19 protein-coding genes are annotated in these 19,751 nt (G+C 62.6%); 17 read left to right on the forward strand and 2 right to left on the reverse strand.

The genetic code is table 11. The annotated features are described in order from the left end of the window. Window positions 1-108: 108 nt before the first annotated feature. The gene (locus PWG15_RS25005) at window positions 109-684 is read right to left on the reverse strand and encodes a nucleoside 2-deoxyribosyltransferase (protein ID WP_275026786.1); all 576 of its coding nucleotides are present in this window, start codon (window positions 682-684) and stop codon (window positions 109-111) included. Between the two features lie 216 nt (window positions 685-900). On the opposite strand from PWG15_RS25005, the gene PWG15_RS25010 reads away from it, so the two are divergent. After that, entirely contained in the window at window positions 901-1,344 is a 444-nt protein-coding gene (locus PWG15_RS25010) for an acyl-CoA thioesterase (RefSeq protein ID WP_275026788.1), read from the forward strand. Here PWG15_RS25010 and PWG15_RS25015 read toward each other — a convergent pair. Beyond that, a complete protein-coding gene (locus PWG15_RS25015; RefSeq protein ID WP_275026790.1) occupies window positions 1,332-2,291 on the reverse strand; it encodes a LysR family transcriptional regulator in 960 nt (319 codons plus the stop codon). The two genes, PWG15_RS25010 and PWG15_RS25015, sit on opposite strands and share 13 nt — an antisense overlap. A gap of 140 nt (window positions 2,292-2,431) precedes the next feature. On the opposite strand from PWG15_RS25015, the gene PWG15_RS25020 reads away from it, so the two are divergent. The 16 genes from PWG15_RS25020 to PWG15_RS25095 all read left to right on the forward strand — a co-directional run bounded on the left by PWG15_RS25020 (window position 2,432) and on the right by PWG15_RS25095 (window position 19,688). Continuing rightward, window positions 2,432-3,214 carry an ABC transporter substrate-binding protein gene (locus PWG15_RS25020; RefSeq protein ID WP_275026792.1) on the forward strand — a complete coding sequence of 261 codons (783 nt, stop codon included), beginning with the start codon at window positions 2,432-2,434 and terminating at the stop codon, window positions 3,212-3,214. A gap of 75 nt (window positions 3,215-3,289) precedes the next feature. Beyond that, window positions 3,290-3,937 carry an amino acid ABC transporter permease gene (locus PWG15_RS25025; RefSeq protein ID WP_275026793.1) on the forward strand — a complete coding sequence of 216 codons (648 nt, stop codon included), beginning with the start codon at window positions 3,290-3,292 and terminating at the stop codon, window positions 3,935-3,937. A gap of 13 nt (window positions 3,938-3,950) precedes the next feature. Continuing rightward, complete coding sequence (locus PWG15_RS25030) at window positions 3,951-4,610, forward strand: amino acid ABC transporter permease (protein WP_275026794.1); 660 nt, start codon at window positions 3,951-3,953, stop codon at window positions 4,608-4,610. Then, on the forward strand, window positions 4,607-5,371 hold the full coding sequence (locus tag PWG15_RS25035; RefSeq protein ID WP_275026795.1) for an amino acid ABC transporter ATP-binding protein: 765 nt from the start codon (window positions 4,607-4,609) through the stop codon (window positions 5,369-5,371). The genes PWG15_RS25030 and PWG15_RS25035 overlap by 4 nt, the downstream gene beginning before the upstream one ends. Window positions 5,372-5,382: 11 nt before the next feature. Next, complete coding sequence (locus PWG15_RS25040; protein ID WP_275026796.1) at window positions 5,383-7,017, forward strand: N,N-dimethylformamidase beta subunit family domain-containing protein; 1,635 nt, start codon at window positions 5,383-5,385, stop codon at window positions 7,015-7,017. A 12-nt stretch (window positions 7,018-7,029) separates the two neighbouring features. Further along, window positions 7,030-8,397, forward strand: a complete 1,368-nt coding sequence (locus PWG15_RS25045; RefSeq protein WP_275026797.1) for an aminotransferase family protein — start codon at window positions 7,030-7,032, stop codon at window positions 8,395-8,397. Window positions 8,398-8,407: 10 nt separating this feature from the next. Further along, window positions 8,408-9,352, forward strand: a complete 945-nt coding sequence (locus tag PWG15_RS25050) for a 3,5-dioxohexanoate:acetyl-CoA acetone transferase (RefSeq protein ID WP_275026798.1) — start codon at window positions 8,408-8,410, stop codon at window positions 9,350-9,352. A gap of 171 nt (window positions 9,353-9,523) precedes the next feature. After that, complete coding sequence (locus PWG15_RS25055; RefSeq protein ID WP_275026800.1) at window positions 9,524-9,928, forward strand: GNAT family N-acetyltransferase; 405 nt, start codon at window positions 9,524-9,526, stop codon at window positions 9,926-9,928. A 22-nt stretch (window positions 9,929-9,950) separates the two neighbouring features. Beyond that, on the forward strand, window positions 9,951-10,982 hold the full coding sequence (locus PWG15_RS25060; protein WP_275026801.1) for a histone deacetylase family protein: 1,032 nt from the start codon (window positions 9,951-9,953) through the stop codon (window positions 10,980-10,982). A 514-nt stretch (window positions 10,983-11,496) separates the two neighbouring features. Next, entirely contained in the window at window positions 11,497-13,059 is a 1,563-nt protein-coding gene (locus PWG15_RS25065) for an ABC transporter substrate-binding protein (protein ID WP_275026802.1), read from the forward strand. A gap of 58 nt (window positions 13,060-13,117) precedes the next feature. Then, window positions 13,118-14,089 carry an ABC transporter permease gene (locus PWG15_RS25070; RefSeq protein ID WP_275026803.1) on the forward strand — a complete coding sequence of 324 codons (972 nt, stop codon included), beginning with the start codon at window positions 13,118-13,120 and terminating at the stop codon, window positions 14,087-14,089. A gap of 10 nt (window positions 14,090-14,099) precedes the next feature. Then, a complete protein-coding gene (locus PWG15_RS25075) occupies window positions 14,100-15,050 on the forward strand; it encodes an ABC transporter permease (protein ID WP_275026804.1) in 951 nt (316 codons plus the stop codon). A gap of 3 nt (window positions 15,051-15,053) precedes the next feature. Beyond that, a complete protein-coding gene (locus PWG15_RS25080; RefSeq protein WP_275026805.1) occupies window positions 15,054-16,247 on the forward strand; it encodes an amidohydrolase family protein in 1,194 nt (397 codons plus the stop codon). After that, complete coding sequence (locus tag PWG15_RS25085) at window positions 16,244-17,728, forward strand: amidohydrolase family protein (RefSeq protein ID WP_275026806.1); 1,485 nt, start codon at window positions 16,244-16,246, stop codon at window positions 17,726-17,728. Before PWG15_RS25080 ends, PWG15_RS25085 begins: the two co-directional genes overlap by 4 nt. Further along, entirely contained in the window at window positions 17,725-18,711 is a 987-nt protein-coding gene (locus PWG15_RS25090; protein WP_275026807.1) for an ABC transporter ATP-binding protein, read from the forward strand. The genes PWG15_RS25085 and PWG15_RS25090 overlap by 4 nt, the downstream gene beginning before the upstream one ends. Then, window positions 18,708-19,688, forward strand: coding sequence for an ABC transporter ATP-binding protein (locus tag PWG15_RS25095; RefSeq protein WP_275026808.1), 981 nt, complete (start codon window positions 18,708-18,710; stop codon window positions 19,686-19,688). Before PWG15_RS25090 ends, PWG15_RS25095 begins: the two co-directional genes overlap by 4 nt. Window positions 19,689-19,751 lie beyond the last annotated feature (63 nt).

Here is a 19,751-nt window from a genome sequence, read left to right on the forward strand (position 1 = left end):
GACGCTCTCGTACTTTGTATCCAGAGCATCTTTCCGCCTGCAGTGGTTCCTCGAGAGCGGGATGCTCTAGCTCTCGCTGTCTCGACGGTCAGCGCTCCAACCGTAACTCTACGCCAGGTGCCGCCTTGCGGCCACGGCCAGGCATTCCTTGAAGGCCTCGAGATCGGTGAGGCGATCAGCTTCAGGCACTTCGCGCTTGATCAGCCCTCCCTCGCGGCGAAGGATGCCGCCGTCCAGCATGAGATTGTCGGCCATGTCGAAATCTTCGATGCTGAGGCCGTCGGGTCCGGCCATGCGTCCGTCTGGGCGCAGTGCAGCGTTGCCTTGGTAATGATCGTTCAGGATACGTTCGTAGTAGCTACGCGAAGTGTTGGTGTAGGCATAGACATGCTTGCCGCGGCCACACATGAAGCCGAGTTCGAACACCGTGCCGACATCGGCACTGATGCCGCGAAACGGCGTCAGATTGGCGATGATCATATCAGAGGCGAGCATCATGCTTTCATCGACAGCGTAGATCGCAAGGCCACGGTCGTGCTTGGTGGGGGCTGGCGGAATTTCGAGATCGCCCGGCACCAGCGGCGTGAAGCCGGCCGCCCGCGCCAGAGCCGCCTTCTCCTTCTGGATCTCGGCCGCATTGGACAGAAAAACTTCCGGGCCAGCGAGATAGACTTTCACGCGCATTCCTCCTCACATCTCAAAGTGGTCAATCTAGGAGAGCAACGCGTCCGCGCCTAGCCATGGACCGAAACATGCGTGCTTACCCACGGATTCTTCTCACCTTTTGCCAAACCAGTGTGCACGGGTCGCCGCTATGACGTTGCTCCGGATCGCCATGGACAGATGCGCCAGGCGTCGGCTATGTCTTGCGACCGATCCTAGGCAACGATCGAGGTGCCCATGTCCATCCACGCTTTGACAACCCATGTCGGCGTCGCTCATCCATGGATGTGCGACACGATGGGACACATGAACGTGCGCCACTACGCTGCAATGTTCGACGATGCGAGCTTCCAGCTTCTCGGCCATATCGCCGGCGTGGAGACGGAATCGGGCAGGGGGTGGGCGGACGTGCGCTCCGAGGTCGAATACAAACACGAAACCAAGGCTGGCGCCCTGATCACCATCCGTTCGCGCGTCATCAAGCTCGGCCGTTCGTCGGTCACCTTCGAGCAGGTCATGTCGGGCACGCTCGACGGTGTCGTCCATGCCGTCAACAGGACCACGACCGTGCGCTTCGATCTCGAAGCGCGCGCTGCCATCGCACTGGAGCCGGAGGCGCGGATGCGGGCCGAAGCGCTGTTGCCGGATGACGTGGCAAGGCCTCGCGATCAGTCGGTGTAGACGCGCTCTTCTACCGGCGTTTCTGCAATTAGCGCCTGCAAGCCAGCGATCAGCGCCTTCTCGGCGCGGTTGATCGCCTTCTCCGGGTTCGTCAGCATGAAGATGTCGATGGCGGGCGGATTGTCATAGGGCGGCAAGCGCCAGAGAAGTCCGTCGGCGACATCTCGGCGTGCGACATGCAATGGCAGCGAGCCAACGCCGAGACCAGCAAGCGTCATTCGCCGTACTTCCTCGAGACTGGACGACACGCCGACGACATTGGCATTGAGCTTGGCTTCGCTGCGAAGCAGCGCCACAGGCCGCAGCGCATCGGCGATGTGGTCGGTGTGGAAGGAAACCGACGTCTCGCCCTTGAGGTCGGCAAGCTTCAACCCTTCGCGACCAAACAGCCGGTGGTGCGGGCCGCAGAAGAAGCCGAAAAACTCACGGAAGACCATCAGATAATCGAGCGCCGGATCCCGGACGCTGACAAGGCAAAGACCGAAGGAGGCGCGCTTCTCCCGCACCTGGCGCGTGACCTCACCGCTCGGCCCGACGTTGATCGTCAACGTCGCACGCGGGTAGCTGCGGTGGAATTCCATCAGCGCGCGGTCGAAGAGCGGCGAGACCACGTGGCTTGCAACCGCGATCGTGACGTGGCCAGTGACGTCGTCACTGACACCGCGCACGAGTTGAGGCAGTTGCGAAATTGTGCCGAAGACTTCGACGCTCTGCTCATAGAGCAGTTGTCCCACCTCGGTGAGATCGAATCGCGTCGCGTCGCGTTCGACCAGACGACGACCGACACGGTCCTCAAGCCGGCGGAGCGCATTGCTGACGCTCGGCTGCTTGAGGTTCAGCCGCTCGGCAGCGCGCGTGATGCTTTTCACCTCGGCGATCACCACGAAGGTGCGCAGCAGGTTCCAGTCAAGCTCCCAGACGAGCCGTTCCAATCGCGGTGAAGCCATTCCTGAAATCTATGCCCTCTATTTCCATTATCTATTTGCGCAATGCTAACGCAGAAGCAATCATGAAATTCGGAAGGCGCCGTTTGCCAAGTCCCAAGCGCACAAGAAGGCGCCCCGTCCAGAGGAACAAGGAACATTTGATGAAGACCCTATTCTCCGGCCTTCTGGTCGCGACGCTCACCATTGCTGCGACCTTTTCCGCCGTTTCGGCCCGGGCTGACGACCTCGAGAACGTCAAGTCCGCCGGCGAGCTGAAGATTGCCATGTCGGGCCAGTACCCGCCGTTCAATTTCGTCAACGAAGAAAACCAGGTCGTTGGTTTCGACGCCTCGATCGGCCAGGCGATCGCCGAGCGCGTCGGCGTCAAGGGTACCTTGGTGACGACCGCCTGGGACGGCATCATCGCCGGCCTGCTTGCCAACAAGTACGACACGATCGTCGGTTCGATGACGATCACGCCTGAGCGCGAGAAGGTGGTCGATTTCGTCGGTCCCTACTACCACGCGGGCCGTGCGGTCTTCGTCAGCGAAGAGTCGACCGTTCAAAAGCTCGACGAGCTCAAGGGAAAGACACTCGGCGTCACGCTTGGCGAGACCCACGAGAAATGGGCGCGTGAACAGGGCGGCTGGGATGTCCGCACCTACAAGGGCCTGCCGGAGCTGCTGATGGAACTGAAGAGCGGCCGTGTCGATGCGATCGTCGTCGACAACATCCCGGTCATGGTTGCCGTCAAGGAAACCGGTGAAAAAGTCCGCCGTCTCGAAACGCCCGACATCGAAGGCGGCAGCGTCGCGATCGGCATTGCAATCCGCAAGAACAATCCGGAATTGAAGGCGGCCATGCAGAAGGCGCTCGAGGATATGCTGGCAGACGGCTCCTACGAGAAGATCGCCATGCAATGGGTCGGTAGCGACATCCGCTGACACCACACTCTCCATCTCTCCGGCCGACGCGTGAGCCGCGGCCGGAAGTCATGAATTGCCTTCCGGAGTTTCTCAATGGACGTTTCGCTGGTGCAGCGCGTCTTCCCGTTTTTCGTGGAAGCGGCGTGGATCACGATCGAGATCTCGGTACTCGCCCTTGCGCTCGGTCTCGTCGTGGCCTTCCTGATCGCCTCTGCGAAGATGTCGCGCTCGTTCCTGCTGCGCGCCCTCGGCACTGCCTATGTCAGCCTGTTTCGCGGCACACCCTGCCTGATCCAGCTCTTCGTGCTCTATTTCGGTGGCCCGCAGATCGGCATCAATCTTGATCCCTTCGCGGCCGGCGTCATCGGCCTCGGTTTGAACATCGGCGCCTACATGGCCGAGTCCATTCGAGGCGCCATCCTGTCGGTCGACCGCGGCCAGACTGAAGCCGCCCGCTCCATCGGCTTCAGCCGGCTCCAGACCATGCGCAAGGTGGTACTGCCGCAAGCAGCCCGCCTGATGATCCGGCCGCTCGGCGTCAATGCCGTGGCGCTCGTCAAGGGATCGGCGCTGGTCTCGACGATCTCGGTGGTCGAACTCACCTACACCGCCCAGCGCTATATCGGTTCGACCTACAAACCGTTCGAGATCTTCGGCGTCGCCGCCGTCCTCTACATGCTCATCGTCTATGTCGTCGCCCGGATCGTCGATCTGCTTGACCGACGTTACGCCATAGCCTGAGGGGGAACGCCACATGCAAGGTCTCGATTTCAGCGTCGTTCCGCCCTATGCCGACATCCTCTGGATGGGCGTCTGGTGGACGGTCGTCCTGACGATCTCCGCAGCCGCGATCAGCTTCGTCTTCGGCATCGTCTTCGCCCTTGTCGTGCTCTATGCCCCGAAATCCGTCGCCCTTCCGGTGCGCGGTTTCATGTGGCTGTTCATGGGCACGCCGCTACTTCTGCAGCTGTTCCTGATCTACTACGGCCTGGGTCAGCTTGGCTTCAAGATCCCGGCGCTGATCGCCGGCATCATCGGCCTCGGCCTGCACTTTGCCGTCTACAACGCCGACATCCTTCGCGCCGGGATCGTCGCCGTCGACGCCGGCCAGACGGAGGGTGCCCGCAGCCTCGGCTTCGGCCGGATGCAGACCCTGCGCTACTTCATCGTGCCGCAGGCGATCCGCAACACCATACCTGCCATGGGCAACAACCTGATCGTGCTTCTGAAGGAATCGTCGCTGGTCTCGATCATCGGCATTGCCGAACTGGTGCACGCCGCCCAGCTTGCGATCAGCGAGACCTTCCGGCCGTTCGAGTTCTACATCACGGTCGCCGCTCTCTATTACATCCTCAATCTCGTCCTCGAAGCGGGTCTGCGCCAGGTCGAAAAGAACGTGGAGGTCTCCCGATGACCGCTCTGAAACCCATGGTCGAAGTCAAGGGCGCCCGCAAGAATTATGGCGCGCTGGAAGTGCTGAAGGGCATCGACCTCTCCGTTGCCCGCGGGCAGATCGTCGCGATCATCGGCCCGAGCGGGTCGGGCAAGAGCACGCTGCTCAGGTCGATCAACCACTTGGAAACGCTGAACGGCGGCGAGGTCTGGCTCGACGGCATAAAGGTCAACCAGGACCTGAAGGGACAGGCGTTTGAACGGCACATCAATGCGGTGCGCCAGCAGATGGGTATGGTGTTCCAGCACTTCAATCTGTTTCCGCATCTGACTGTGCTTGAGAATATCACCATGGGACCGATCATCCTTAAGGGCATGAACAAGGCTGCGGCCCGTGAACTCGCGATCGAACTTCTGTCGAAAGTGGGGCTGGCGGATAAGGTCGAAGCCTTTCCGTCACGGCTCTCCGGCGGCCAGAAGCAGCGCGTCGCGATCGCCCGCGCACTGGCGATGCAGCCGAAAGTGATGCTTTTCGATGAGGCAACCTCGGCACTCGACCCGGAGCTGGTCGATGAGGTGAACGCTGTGATGAAGCAGCTCGCGGCCGAGCACATGACCATGCTGATCGTCACCCACGAAATGCGCTTTGCGGGCGAGGTCGCCGATCGCGTGCTGTTCATGGATGGCGGCGTGGTTGTCGAGCAGGGGGCGCCCAGCGAAATCTTCCGCCAGCCGACGCAGGAGCGCACCCGCGCCTTCCTCAAGAAGTACCTGGCAGCGTGATGGGTGCCTCGATGGAAAGAAGCAATCAGTACCCCGATTTCGGCCTGACGCCGGAACAGCGCCGTGAGGCGGTGCTCGGTCACTACTACGAATATCCCGGCATGGATGGTGAGCGCGGTGAGATCTGGTGCTACACCGACGCCTATGCCTATCCGCCCGGCGCCACCGTGCGGCTGCAGGTGAGTTCAACAGCGCCTCGCTTCTCGCTTGAAATCGTGCGTGATGGAGCAACGGAGGCGACGGTCTTCAAGCGCGATGGGCTTGCCGCGCGCTGGCAGGAAACGCCGGACCAGTGCTCTGTCATCGGCTGCGGTTGGGAAACGAGCTTCGAATTCAAGGTTGGCGACGACTGGCCCTCCGGAGCCTATCGCATCACATTGCGAGCCGAGGGCAGGGACGGCAAGCCGATCCATTGCCACCATCTCTTCATCGTGCGGCCACTTGCCGACCGAAAGCCGGGCCGCGTGCTGCAGGTCGCCGCCACCGGCTCCTGGACCTCCTACAATACCTGGGGCGGCTCCAACCACTACCAGGGGATCACCGGCCCCAACCGGGACCAGTATGCGACGACGGTCAGTATCGAACGTCCGTTTTGCCGCGGCTTCGTCGTGTTGCCTGCGGATGCCCCGCGCGTGCCTTTGGAAATCTATGCGCCGATGGCTGTCGCGCCGCGCTATCCGCATATGGAATGGGCCTATGCCAATGGCTATTCCAAGAAGTACGCGTCGTCCGGCTGGGCGAGCTACGACAGCCACTTCTTCCGTTGGGCGGAACGGCAAGGCTATGCGGTCGATCTCATGAGCCAGCACGAGTTGCAGTTCAATCCGGAAATCCTCGACGGCTACGATTGCGTCGTCTTCGTCGGTCACGACGAGTACTGGACCTGGGAAATGCGCGATGCGGTCGACAGCTATGTCGAGCGTGGCGGCCGGGCGGCGCGCTTTGCCGGCAACTTCATGTGGCAGACCCGCCTCGAAGACGGGGGCAAGCGCCAAGTTTGCTACAAGTACCGCTCAAGAGCCGAGGACCCGGCCTATCGTTCGGCGGACCCCACGCGCACCAGTGGTTCTTGGGAAGCAGCCGAGATCGGTCGCCCCGGGGCGGCAACGTTCGGGCTTAATGCCACGCGGGGGCTCTATGTCGGCTGGGGCGGTTGCGCCCCGCGCGGCGCCCGCGGCTTCCCGGTCTACCGACCCGAACATTGGGCCTTTGCCGGAACAGGCATCTACTACGGCGACATCCTCGGTTCCGAGGGACATGCCTTCGGCTATGAGGTCGATGGGCTCGACTACATCATCCGGGGTGGATTGCCCGAGCCGACGGAAGACAGCGGCGCGCCGGAGGGCCTCGAAATCCTCGCGCTCGGCATGTCGTCGCTGAAGGAAGAAAGCGCCGACATTCCCGCCGACGACCAGTTTCTTTCGGACGCCGACGCAAAATTCGTCGCCGAGACCCTGATCGGTGACAGCGCCGCCAAGACCGTCGAGCGCGTCAAACGCGGCTGTGGCATGGTCGTCAATTTCCCGCGCGGCAAGGGCGAGGTGTTCCACGCTGGCAGTTGCGAATGGGTTGCGGCCCTGAAGCGCGGCGACGCGATGGTCGAGCGCGTCACCGCCAATGTTCTCAATCATTATCTCAATCGCTGAGAGAGATTTTCCATGCTGAAGACGACAAATTCCAACGAACGCCCAGCCTCGTATCTCTTCTACCAGTCGCGCCTGCGCCGGCCGCTGGTCGACCGGGCCGAAGGCATCTATCTATTTGACCAGGACGGACGCCGTGTGATCGACGGCTCAAGCGGCGCCATGGTGGTCAATATCGGTCACGGGAACCGCAACGTGCTCGATGCGATGAAGCGCCAGATGGATCGCGTGACCTTCGCCTACCGGCTGCATTTCGAAAACGAGCCGGCGGAAGACCTGGCGCGCCGGGCCGCTGAAAAGCTGCCTGACGGCATGGACAGGATCTTCTTCGTTTCCGGCGGCTCGGAGGCGGTCGAATCCTGCCTGAAGCTCGCGCGGCAATGGGCTGTCGCCACCGGCCAGAAGGATCGCTGGAAGGTGATCTCGCGCTTTCCTTCCTATCACGGCGGGACGCTCGGCGCTTTGGCTGTCACCGGCTATGCCGCGCTCTCCGAGCCATTCTCGCCGATGATGCGCGAAATGCCGAAGGTGCCGGCGCCGACGGCCTATCTCGACCGGGACAACCTGACGATGGAACAGCGCGGTATCAAATATGCCGATATGCTGGAGGAGCGAATTCAGGCGGAAGGCCCGGAAAGCGTACTCGCCTTCATCATGGAGCCGATCGGCGGGGCATCCACCGGGGCGCTCGTGGCACCCGACAGCTACTATCCGCGCATTCGCGAGATCTGCGACAAGTACGGCATCCTGCTCATCCATGACGAGGTGATGAGTGGTGCCGGACGCACCGGAAAGTTTCTTGGGGGCGATCACTGGAACTGCCGGCCGGATCTGATCGCGCTCTCCAAAGGCTTTGCCTCAGGCTATTGCCCGCTTGGCGCCATGGCCGCACCGTCGCGGATCGTCCAGCCGGTGCTCGATGCCGGCGGCTTCCAGCATGGTTTCACCTATGCTGGTAATCCGCTTGCCTGCGCTGCTGGTCTGGCAGTGCTTGACGAGATCGATCGTCTTGGCCTGATCGACAATGCAGCGGCCATGGGCGAGGTGCTGAAGGCCGAACTCGTAGCGCTTTCCAATCGCTTCCCCTTCATTGGCGACGTGCGCGGCAAGGGGCTGCTGCTGGCAGCCGAGTTCGTCTCCGATCGCGAGACCATGAAGCCCTTGCCGAAGGAATTGAATGCCCATCAGCGCATGGTCGACCTCGCCTATGAGCGTGGCCTGATCATCTATTCCCGGCGCACGCGCGGTGGCGTCGAGGGCGACCACTTCCTCGTCTGCCCGCCGATGATCATCACCCGCGAGCAGATCGGCGAGATCGTCGCCATCCTCGGCGACGCGCTCGAGGTGCTTGCCGAAGAACTGAACCTCCCCGTCAACCGCTGAGGGCGTGACCATGACCAAAGCCAAAACATCGCGCAAAGTGATCATCACCTGCGCGGTGACGGGATCGGTGCACACGCCGACCATGTCGCCCTATCTGCCGATCACCCCTGACCAGATCGCGTCTGAAGCAATCGCGGCAGCCGAGGCGGGTGCGTCCATCCTGCATTTGCATGCGCGAAACCCGGAGGACGGCCGTCCGTCCGCTGATCCGGCGCTGTTCATGCAGTTCCTGCCACGCATCAAGCAATCGACCGATGCCGTGATCAACATCTCCACCGGCGGTTCGTCGCTGATGGCGCTGGAGGACCGGCTTGCCGCTTCCCTGCGTGCCGAACCCGAGATGTGTTCGCTGAACATGGGCTCGATGAACTTCGCGCTGTTTCCGGCGCTCGACAAACCGCAAGAATGGAAGCACGAATGGGAGCCGCAGCTTCTTGAAGCAACGCGCAGTTCGATCTTCAAGAACACCTTCGCCGATATGGAGTTCATCCTGACGCGGCTTGGCCAGGGCTGCGGCACCTGCTTCGAGTTCGAATGCTACGACGTCGGCCATCTCTATTCGCTGGCGCACTTCCGCGATCGCGGCCTGGTGTCGGGTCACCTCTTCATCCAGTTCGTCTTCGGCATTCTCGGCGGTATTGGCGCGGACCCGGAGAACCTCACCCACATGAAGCGCATCGCCGACAAGCTTTTCGGCGACGACTACTCGTTCTCGGTGCTGGCCGCCGGCCGCCATCAAATGCCGATGATCACCATGGCCGCGGCCATGGGTGGAAACGTTCGCGTCGGGTTGGAAGACAGTCTCTACAACGGCCGCGGGACGCTGGCAGTAAGCAATGCCGAGCAGGTCCACCGGATCCGCACAGTTCTCGACGCCTTGTCACTGGAGGTTGCAACCCCTAAGGAGGTGCGCGCGCTTCTTGGCCTCAAGGGCGCAGATCAGGTGGCATTCTGAGGCCGGCGACAAGGGGCATGGTTCGACTTGAGCCTTTGCCTGCTGGCAGTGAAAGGGAAAACAGTGACGACGATGCAGCACTCAACGGCAGATGTCCGAATTCGCGCAGGCGAACCAGGGGATGCCGACACGATACATAGCGCGATCCTGGCTATGGGGCGTGGGCTCGAAATGGCGGACAAGGTCACCTGCACGGTCGATGACTACCGCCGCTTCGGCTTCGGTCCGAACGCCGCCTTCCACAGCCTGATCGCCGAGGCGGGTGCAGATCTTGCCGGTCTTTGCCTGTTCTTCCCGATTTTTTCGACCTGGCGCGGGCGCCCAGGCGTCTTCGTACAGGACCTCTTCGTTGAAGGTCGTTTCCGTGGCCTCGGTATCGGCGAAGCCCTCATGCGCGAAGTCGCCGCATGGTCGAGGGCAAGGGGCGGCGACTACCTTCGGCTGGAGGTCGACGTGGACAATCTGCCGGCGCAGCGCCTTTACGAACGGCTCGGCATTACCTGGCAGATGAAGGATCGCTCCCATGCCGCCTATGACGAGGCCTTCATGGCTCTCGCCGGCGGGCGGAAGATTTGAAGACGAAGGACCTGGAGAGAACATGAAAGCCTTCTATGCACTGGAACAGAAGCGACACAATCCGAAGGCTTTCCTTTCGAGCGGCGCACCGCAGCCCAACCCGGAGCAGCCGGAACGGGTCGAGCGCCTTCTGACTGGGGCGCGCGCTGCGGGCTGCGAGATCCTGCGCCCCCGTGAACACGGGCTCGGTTCGATCGCCGCGGTGCATACGCCCGAATATCTCGATTTCCTCGAACATATCTACGCGCGGTGGCAACGCATTCCCGAGGCTTCGGAGGAGGTGATCCCGAACATTCATCCGCTAGCGCGAGGTGGCCGCTACCCAGCCTCTGCCGTCGGGCAGGCGGGATACCACATGGCCGATACCGCGTGCCCGATATCCTCGGACACCTGGGAGAGCGTCCTCTGGAGCGCCTGGAGCGCAGTCGACGCTGCTGACGCCGTAATGGCCGGCGACCGGGCGGCCTATGCGCTCTGCCGGCCGCCGGGCCACCACGCCTTTGCCGATGTCGCCGGCGGCTTCTGCTTCGTCAACAACTCGGCCGTGGCCGCGCAACGTTTCCTCTCAAACGCTGCCCGCGTCGTGATCCTCGACATCGACCTGCACCATGGCAACGGCACCCAAGGCATCTTCTATCACCGTGCCGACGTGCTCACGATCTCGATCCACGCTGACCCCGTGCGCTTTTACCCGTTCTTCTGGGGGCATGCGGATGAACGCGGCGAGGGCCCGGGCCTCGGCTACAATCTCAACCTGCCGCTCGAGCGCAAATCCGGCGACGCCGAATTCCTGGCGGCGCTCGACGTCGCCTTCCGCCGCATCCGTGCTTATGCTCCCGACGCGCTGGTCGTGGCGCTCGGTCTCGATGCCTTCGAAGGCGATCCCTTCGGCGGCCTGTCGGTCTCGACGCCAGGTTTTTCGCGCATTGGCGAAGCGATCGCGGGTCTCGGGCTTCCGACGGCGATCGTGCAGGAGGGCGGCTATCTCTGCGATGCGCTGTCCGACAATCTGACGGCGTTCCTCACCGGATTTGGTGGCGCGGCCACACGCTGACTGACACCAACGGCCATGTCACTGCGTCTTCGGCCGGGCTCGCTCGAGATCGCGGGCACCGTGTAGCGATCCCGGCAGCAGCGTGGCAAATGAACCTTCGCCATCGTCCGGTCGCAAGCTGGCTCGCGTTGTGCGCAGCATCGCCGCCCTATTTTGTGAAGCCGCTGAGCTCAACTGGGTATTCCAAAAGAGCTGACGCACCAAAGCACTGATAATCGGACAAATCGCGGTCGCCCGTCGGTGTCGAAAGATCCCGGCGGGCGAACCGTTTTAGGCGCTCCGACAGGCCCGATTCGCCTCACGGTTGCTGCTCGACCGGTGGCTTCACACTGTTTTTTCGGGGCGCGCATCCCCGTACTTTTCACACCGTATGCCATTTTAAACATTTATGCATACAAAATTGTCGACAAAATAGTTGACATTGTCGTCCACTGCTTCAAATCTAGCGTGGCTTGCTCACGAGTGGGCGAGGGCGCCCGGACAGGGCGACTGACGAGAAAACAGAGGGAACGACATGAAACTGAGAAAGCATCTCCTCGCGGGGTTGGCATTTACCTTCCTTGCATCCTCCGCATCCGCGGAAACGCTGCGCTGGGGAAGCCCGCGGGATATCTTCTCGCTCGACCCCTATTCCTACGGCAGCACCTCGAACCTCGCCTTTCTCAACCACGTCTATGAAGGCCTGACCCGCTATACCCCGGAGTTCAAGGTCGAGCCGGCGCTCGCCACCAGCTGGGAGATGGTTTCCGACAAGGTCTGGCGCTTCCATCTGCGCAAGGGCGTGAAGTTCCAGAACGGCGCCGATTTCAACGCTGACGACGTCGTCGCCTCCATGGCCCGCGTCAGCCACCCGACGTCACCGCTGCGTGGCAACATCCCGGCCTACGTCTCGACCACCAAGGTGGACGACTATACGGTCGACATCGAAGTCAACTCGCCGAACCCGTTGTTCCTCAACGACATGACCAACATCTTCATGTTCGACAAGGATTGGCTGATCGACAATAAGTCGGAGCTGCCGACGGACGTTGGCGCCAAGGTCGAAGGCTACGCCACCTACAACACCAACGGTACTGGCCCGTTCAAGGTTGAGTCCCGTGTTCCCGACAGCAAGACCGTTCTCGTCAAGAACGACGGCTGGTGGGATACGCCGAAGCACAATCTCGACCGCATCGAATTCATGCCGATCACCTCGGCAGCAACCCGCGTTGCAGCCCTGCTTTCGGGCGAAATCGACCTCACCGATGGCGCCCCGGTACAGGATCTGGAGCGCCTGAAGAGCGCGCCAGAGATCAAGGTCATCGAGCGCACCGACCTGCGCACCGTGCATATGGTCTTCAACCGCCATGAAACCTTCGCCGATGGCCGCGAGAACTTCTTCAACAACATCAAGGTGCGTCAGGCGATCGACCATGCGATCGACCGTCAGCTCATCTTCAAGCGGGTGATGCGCGGCAAGTCACATGTCGCAGGCACCATGGTCGCGCCTGAGATCCCCGGCTACAGCGCCGAGCTCGACGTGCCGACCGCCTACGATCCGGAACTCTCCAAGAAGCTGCTCGAAGAGGCCGGCGCCGTCGGCAAGGAGTTCACGCTCGTCTGCATGAACGACGAAAGCGTCAACGAAGAAGATGTCTGCAGTGCGCTGGTCTCGATGCTGTCGCGCGTCGGTCTCAAGCCGACCCTCGATATCGGCCCACGTGCTGTGCAGGCGCCCAAGCGCGCCGGCGGCAAGTCCGATGCCTACATGATCGGCTGGGCCAACGAGCCGACGCTCGATGCCTATTCGATCCTGATTCAGGTTCTTTCGACCCGCGAAGGTGCGGCCGGTGTCGCCAACTACGGCGGCTGGTCCTACCCGGAACTCGACGCCATGGTGAAGAAGGCTGCGGTCGAGATGGATCACGACAAGCGTCTGGCGATCGAAACCGAAGCGCTGAAGTTCGCCAAGGACGAGGTCATCATGATCCCGCTTCACCAGCAGCCGATGGCCTGGGCGATGTCCAAGAACGCGACGGATGTGACCATCCGTGCCGACAACAAGCCGCGCCACTGGCTGACGCGTATCGGCGATTGAGTTTCCTTGCCCCGGCGGAGCGTGCTCTGCCGGGGCTCCTCATTCTGCGAGAAACCCAATGATTGTCTTTCTCATCAAGCGGCTGGCCAACGCCGTGCTGGTCATGCTCGCCGTAGCGCTGCTCGCTTTCTTGATCTTCCGCTTCGCCGGCGATCCGGTCGAGCTGATGGCCAACGAACAGATGTCGCAGGCCGACCGCATCGAGCTGCGCGAAAAGCTTGGGCTGAACGATTCCTTCCTGACCCAGTTCAGCCGCTTCGTCGTCAACGCCGCACAGGGCGATTTCGGTATCAGCTACCGCAACGGCCAGGACGTGATGAAGCTCATTGCCGAGCGTTTCCCGGCGACTATGGAGCTGGCGCTGGTCGCAACCGTGCTGTCGCTCCTGATCGGTATACCGCTTGGCGTCATCACCGCGATCAACCGAGGGCGATGGTACTCGGAGGGCCTGCAGTTCGTCAGCATTATCGGCGTCTCCTTGCCGAGCTTCGTCGTCGGTATCCTTTTGATCCTGGTCTTTGCCGTCACCTTGGGCCTCGTGCCGGCCTTCGGTCGCGGCGATGTCGTCCAGCTCGGCTGGTGGAGCACCGGCCTGTTGACCGCTTCCGGTCGCGCGTCGCTGCTTCTGCCGTCGCTTGCGCTCGCCCTTTACCAGATCACCCTGGTGATGCGCCTTGTGCGCGCCGAGATGATGGAGGTGCTGCGCTCCGACTTCGTCAAGTTCGCACGCGCCCGCGGCGTGCCGCGCTGGCGGATCTACTTCCGGCACGCGCTCAGAAACTGTCTGATGCCTGTCGTCACCATGACGGCGATGAACTTCGGCTCGCTGATCGCCTTTGCGCTGATCACCGAAACCGTCTTCCAGTGGCCAGGCATGGGCATGCTTTTCATCCAGGCGGTGACCTTCCTCGATATGCCTGTCATGGCGGGGTATCTCTGCATCGTCTCCTTCATCTTCGTCACGCTCAACACGCTCGTCGACATCGCCTATGCGGTCATCGACCCGCGGCTGCGCGACGCCACCCGCTGAGGTCGCTGCCATGACAGATCACGTCCAGCAATCCACACCACCGCGCCAGCCCTCCAGGCTAACCCGCTGGCGCCAGAGCGACCTGTGGTGGTCCTTCACCCACAAGCCTTCGGCAATCATTGGGGCGGTCATCCTCACCTTTCTGATCGTGACCGCCTTTGCCGCACCGCTGATCGCGCCGCAAAATCCCTTCGATCCGGCCCAGCTCGAGCTCTGGAATTCAGAGCTGCCGCCAATCTGGGAAGCCGATGGCCAATGGCCCTATGTGCTTGGCACCGACACCCAAGGGCGCGACATGCTCTCGGCCATTCTTTATGGCTCGCGTATCTCGATCCTGATCGGCGTCGCTTCGGTCGTGCTGTCGCTCGCCGTGGGCCTCAGCCTCGGCCTCGTCGCCGGCTATTTCGGCCGGTTCATCGACAACTTGCTGATGCGTATCGGTGATGTGCTTCTGTCGATCCCGACCATCCTGATCGCCATCCTCGTCAGCGCGGTCGCCCGCCAGATGTTGCCGCCCGAACTTCGGGATGTCGGCTCGGCTGCGGTTCTGGTACTGGCGATCACACTCAGCGCCTGGGTGCAATATGCCCGCACCGTGCGTGCCCAAACGATCGTCGAACGTGGCAAGGAATATGTGCAGGCGGCGCGTCTTTTGAAGACGCCGGCGCGACGCATCATGCTGAAGCACATCCTGCCGAACACGCTGACGCCGATCATGGTCGCCGCCACGCTGAACTTCGGCATGGCAATCCTGACGGAGGCGACGCTCTCCTTCCTCGGCATCGGCATGCCGCCGAGCCAGCCGAGCCTTGGAACGCTGATCCGCCTCGGCAACCAGTTCCTGTTCTCGGGCATCTGGTGGGTCGTGCTCTTCCCCGTCGTCCAGCTTTGCCTTCTCGTGGTCTCCGTCAACCTGCTCGGTGACTGGCTGCGCGATGCGCTCAATCCGAAATTGAGGTGAATGATGTCCAATCTCCTGATCCGTAACGTCAGGCCCAACGCCGGCAAAGCGACCGACGTTCTCGTGCGCAACGGCAAGATTGCAGCCTTCGGCAAGGGTCTCGTAGCCGATGGCGTGGCAACGGAAGACGGCAACGGCCATATCGTGATCTCCGGTCTTGTCGAGGCCCACACCCATCTCGACAAGTCCGTCTGGGGCATGCCCTGGCATGTGAACGCCAAGTCTGCGACGCTGCGCGAACGCATCGACTTCGAACGCGAGCAGCGGCTTGAAATCGGTATCGACCCGCACCGCCAGTCCATGCGTCAGGCCGTCATGCTCGCCGCCAACGGTTCGAGCCACATCCGCAGCCACGTCGACATCGACACGACCCACGGCCTCAGGCTGATGGAAGGCATCCTCGAGACCCGCAGGGTGCTCAAAGATGTGATCGATATCGAGATCGTCGCCTTCCCGCAGTCGGGTCTCGTCACCCGCCCGGGAACGATCGAACTGCTCGACCAGGCTCTGAGCAACGGCGCGGAAGTCCTTGGCGGCATTGATCCATGCGGCATCGACCGCGACCCGAAGGGGCACCTCGACGCGATCTTTGGCCTTGCCGGCAAACATGGAAAGCCGATCGACATTCATCTGCACGAGCAAGGGGAACTGGGCGCCTTCAGTATGGAAATGATGTTCGAGCGCATCCGCGCGCTCGGCATGCAGGGCAAGGTAGCGATCAGCCATGCTTTCGCGCTCGGAGCGCCGGACTACCTCCGTGTCGGCGGCCTGATCGAGCAGATCGCCGAACTTGACATTCGCATCATCACGACCGGTTCGCCGTCCTCGACCGTGCCGTCGATCCTTCGGTTGAAGGAAGCCGGCGTCAAGGTTGCCGCCGGCTGCGACGGTATCCGCGACACCTGGGGCCCCTGGGGGCAGCCCGACATGATGGATCGTGTCCGCATCCTCGGCATGAAGAATGGCCTGCGCCGCGATGTCGATCTCGAACACGCGCTCTATGTCTGCTCCAAGGGCGGCGCCGATGTGATGGACATCGCCAACTACGGCCTTGAGATCGGCTGTGACGCCGATTTCACCCTGCTGACCGGCGAGACGCTGGCCCATGCCGTCGTCGATGTTGCGCCGCGGCCGCTGGTCGTGAAGCGCGGACGTGTGGTCGCCCGAAATGGAGTTGCGGAGGTAGCCATCCCATGAACAGCATCAAGGAATTGAAGCTCGGCCAACGGGCCGAGGGGCGCACGCTCTTAACGGCCCAGTGGGTGCTCGGCCACCGCGACGGTTCGCACCGGCTGATCCCGAACGGTGAGGTCGTGATCGAGGGCGGCGCGCTGCTTTATGTCGGGCCGCGCTTCGAAGGCGAGGTAGCCCGGCGGATCGATCTCGGCGCGGCAATGATCAGCCCCGGCCTCATCGACCTCGATGCGCTCTCGGATCTCGACACTACCGTGCTGTCGATCGACCATCAGCCCGGCTGGGCCAAGGGTCGTGTCTGGCCGCGCTCCTATATCGAGCGCGGGCCGTACGAGATGTACACGCAGGAGGAACTGGCGTTCCAGAAGCGCTTTGCCTTCGCCCAGCTCCTCCTGAACGGCATCACCACGGCCGCGCCGATCGCTTCGCTCTTCTATCGCGAGTGGGGCGAAACGGTCGCGGAATTCGCGGCCGCATCGGATGCGGCTGGCGATCTCGGGCTGCGCGTCTATCTGAGCCCGGCCTATCGCGCCGGCGGCATGATGGTCACGGCACCTGGCCAGCTCGAAGCAATCTTCGACGAGGCAAGGGGCCTGAAGGGTCTCGACGATGCCATCGGCTTCATTCGTGAGCACGAAGGGCGCCACGGTGGCCTGGTCAAGGGTCTCCTGGCACCGGACCGTGTGGAAACCTGCACCGAGAAGCTGCTCGTCCGCACGGCAGATGCGGCCCGCGAGCTTGATTGCCCGATCCGCCTGCATGCCGCACAGGGCACGATGGAGGTCGATACCGTTCGCCGCCTTCATAACAAGACGGCGCCGGAATGGTTGGCGAGCTTCGGGTTCCTCAGCGATCGGCTGATCGCGCCGCACGCGACCCAGGCAACCGACAATGATCTGCGCCTCTATGCGCAGAACGGCGTCAGCATCGTCCACTGCCCGCTGGTCTCAGCCCGTGGCGGCAGTACGTTGAACTCGTTCCGCTCCGTCAAGGCCCGCGGCGTCAACATAGCGATGGGCACCGACACGACGCCGCCGGACATGCTGATGAACCTGCTGGTCGGCCTGATCACCTGCCGCGTCGTCGAAAGCGACGCCAGTGCTGTGAGTTGCGCCGATCTCTTCGATGCCGCGACCCTTGGCGGCGCCAAGGCCCTCGGCCGGTCGGACCTCGGCCGCCTGGAAGCGGGCGCCCGTGCCGACATCGCCGTCTTCGATCTCATGGACCACCACATGGCGCCGGCGATCGATCCGATCACCACTCTGGTGGTCGGTGGTTCTGGACGCGTCACCAAGGCGGTCTTCGTCGATGGCCATCTGTCGATGCGCGACGGTGAGGTCGCAGGTTTCGACATGAACGCGGCGCGCGCAAAGGCGCAGGTGCAGTTCGATGGCCTGATCGCCAAATACCCCGAAAGAAGCTTCGGTCACCCGCCGGTCAGCGAGATCTTCCCGCCGAGCTACCCTCTGGAGGTACAGCGATGACGGAACATGCATCATCGGCCGTGCTTGACGTGCGTGGCCTTTGCGTCGAATTCCCCGGGCGCCATGGAACAGTTCAGGCCCTTTCCGACGTCTCACTCAGCATCCGCCCGGGCGAGATCCTCGGCGTCGTTGGCGAGTCCGGCGCCGGCAAGTCGATGACCGGCCTTGCGGTTCAAGGGCTCCTGGAACCGCCGGGCCGCATCTCCGGCGGCGAGGTCTGGCTCGGCGAGCGCCGCATCGACCAGCTCGACGACAAGGCGATGCAGCATGTGCGTGGTCGGCAGATCGGCGCGATCTTCCAGGATCCGCTGACCTCGCTCAACCCGCTCTTCACCATCGGGGCGCAGCTTGTCGAAACCATCCGACTTCACCTGAAGCTCTCCAGGGCCGATGCCAAGGCGCGCGCGATCCAGTTGTTGAAGGAGGTCGGCATTCCCGCCCCTGAGGCGCGCTACGATCACTACCCGCATCAGTTTTCGGGCGGCATGCGCCAGCGCGTCGTCATTGCGCTTGCGCTCGCCGCCGAGCCGAAGCTGATCATTGCAGACGAACCGACGACCGCGCTCGACGTCTCCATCCAGGCGCAGATCACCTCGCTGCTTCGCCGCCTTTGCGACGATCACGGTACCGCGGTCATGCTGGTCACCCACGATATGGGCGTCATCGCAGAGACGGCCGACCGTGTCGCGGTCATGTATGCCGGACGGCTGGTCGAGATCGGTCCGGTCGGCGATGTCATCAAGAATGCGCGCCACCCCTATACCCGCGGCCTGATGGGCTCGATCCCGGCACTCGGGCGTCGTGTCGAACGGCTGAACCAGATCGACGGCTCGATGCCGCGACTGAATGCGATCCCAGTCGGCTGCGCCTTCAACCCGCGTTGCCCGGAGGCGGGGCCGCGTTGCCGCAAGGATCGTCCCGACCCGGCCCCGGTTGGCACTGGCGTCGCCGCTTGCTGGCTCAATGCAGGAGGAGTTCTATGAGTGATGCCCTGACGGTCAACGACCTGACCTGCAACTTCGATGTTTCAGCGCCCTGGCTCAACCGTGTGATCGAACGCAAGCCGCAGCAGTTCCTGCGGGCGGTGGACGACATCAGCTTCAGTGTGCCGATGGGCGGCTGTCTGAGCCTCGTCGGCGAATCCGGTTGCGGCAAGTCGACGGTCGCGCGGCTGGTCACCGGTCTCTATCGACCGAGCGAAGGCGAGGTGCGGTTTGCGCCGGGCAAGAACGGTGAGCCGCTTTCGGCTCAGATGATCTTTCAGGATCCCTATGCGAGCCTCAATCCGCGCTGGCGGGTGCGCAACATCATCGCCGAGCCGCTGCGCGAATTGAAGCTCCGCAATTCGGAAGCCGAAATCATGGAGCGTGTCGCCGACCTGCTGACCATCGTCGGCTTAGCACCTTCGGACGGCGCCAAGTTCCCGCACGAATTCTCCGGTGGCCAACGCCAGCGCATATCGATCGCGCGGGCGCTTGCCGGCGAGCCGGAGTTCCTCGTCTGCGACGAACCGACCTCGGCACTCGACGTTTCGGTCCAGGCGCAGATCCTCAACCTCATGCGCAAACTGCAGGACGAGATGGGGCTGACCTATCTGTTCATCAGCCACGACATGAGCGTGGTGCGTCATATGTCGGACCGTATCGCGGTGATGTATCTCGGCCGTATCGTCGAAGAGGCGGACACCGAAACGCTCTTTGCCAACCCGCGGCATCCCTATACGCAACTGCTGCTGGAGACGATCCCCGACATTACCCATCCGAAGCGCGGGCGCAGCGTTGCCGCAAGCGAAGTGCCAAGCCCGCTGAACCCACCATCTGGCTGCACCTTCCATCCACGCTGCCCCTTTGCCGACCAGCGCTGCAAGAGCGAGCGGCCCGAAATGCGCAATTTCGCCGATGGTTCACGTGCCGCCTGCCACCGTATCGAAGAAACGGTGAAGGCGATTCACGCCGCCTGATACATTTAACTTAGTTCCCTGAAGCCTTGGGCTCCGTGTCGTACCAGTCGCGGAGCCTCTTTT

It is taken from the genome of Ensifer adhaerens, from assembly GCF_028993555.1.
Classification (GTDB): Bacteria; Pseudomonadota; Alphaproteobacteria; order Rhizobiales; family Rhizobiaceae; genus Ensifer; species Ensifer adhaerens_I.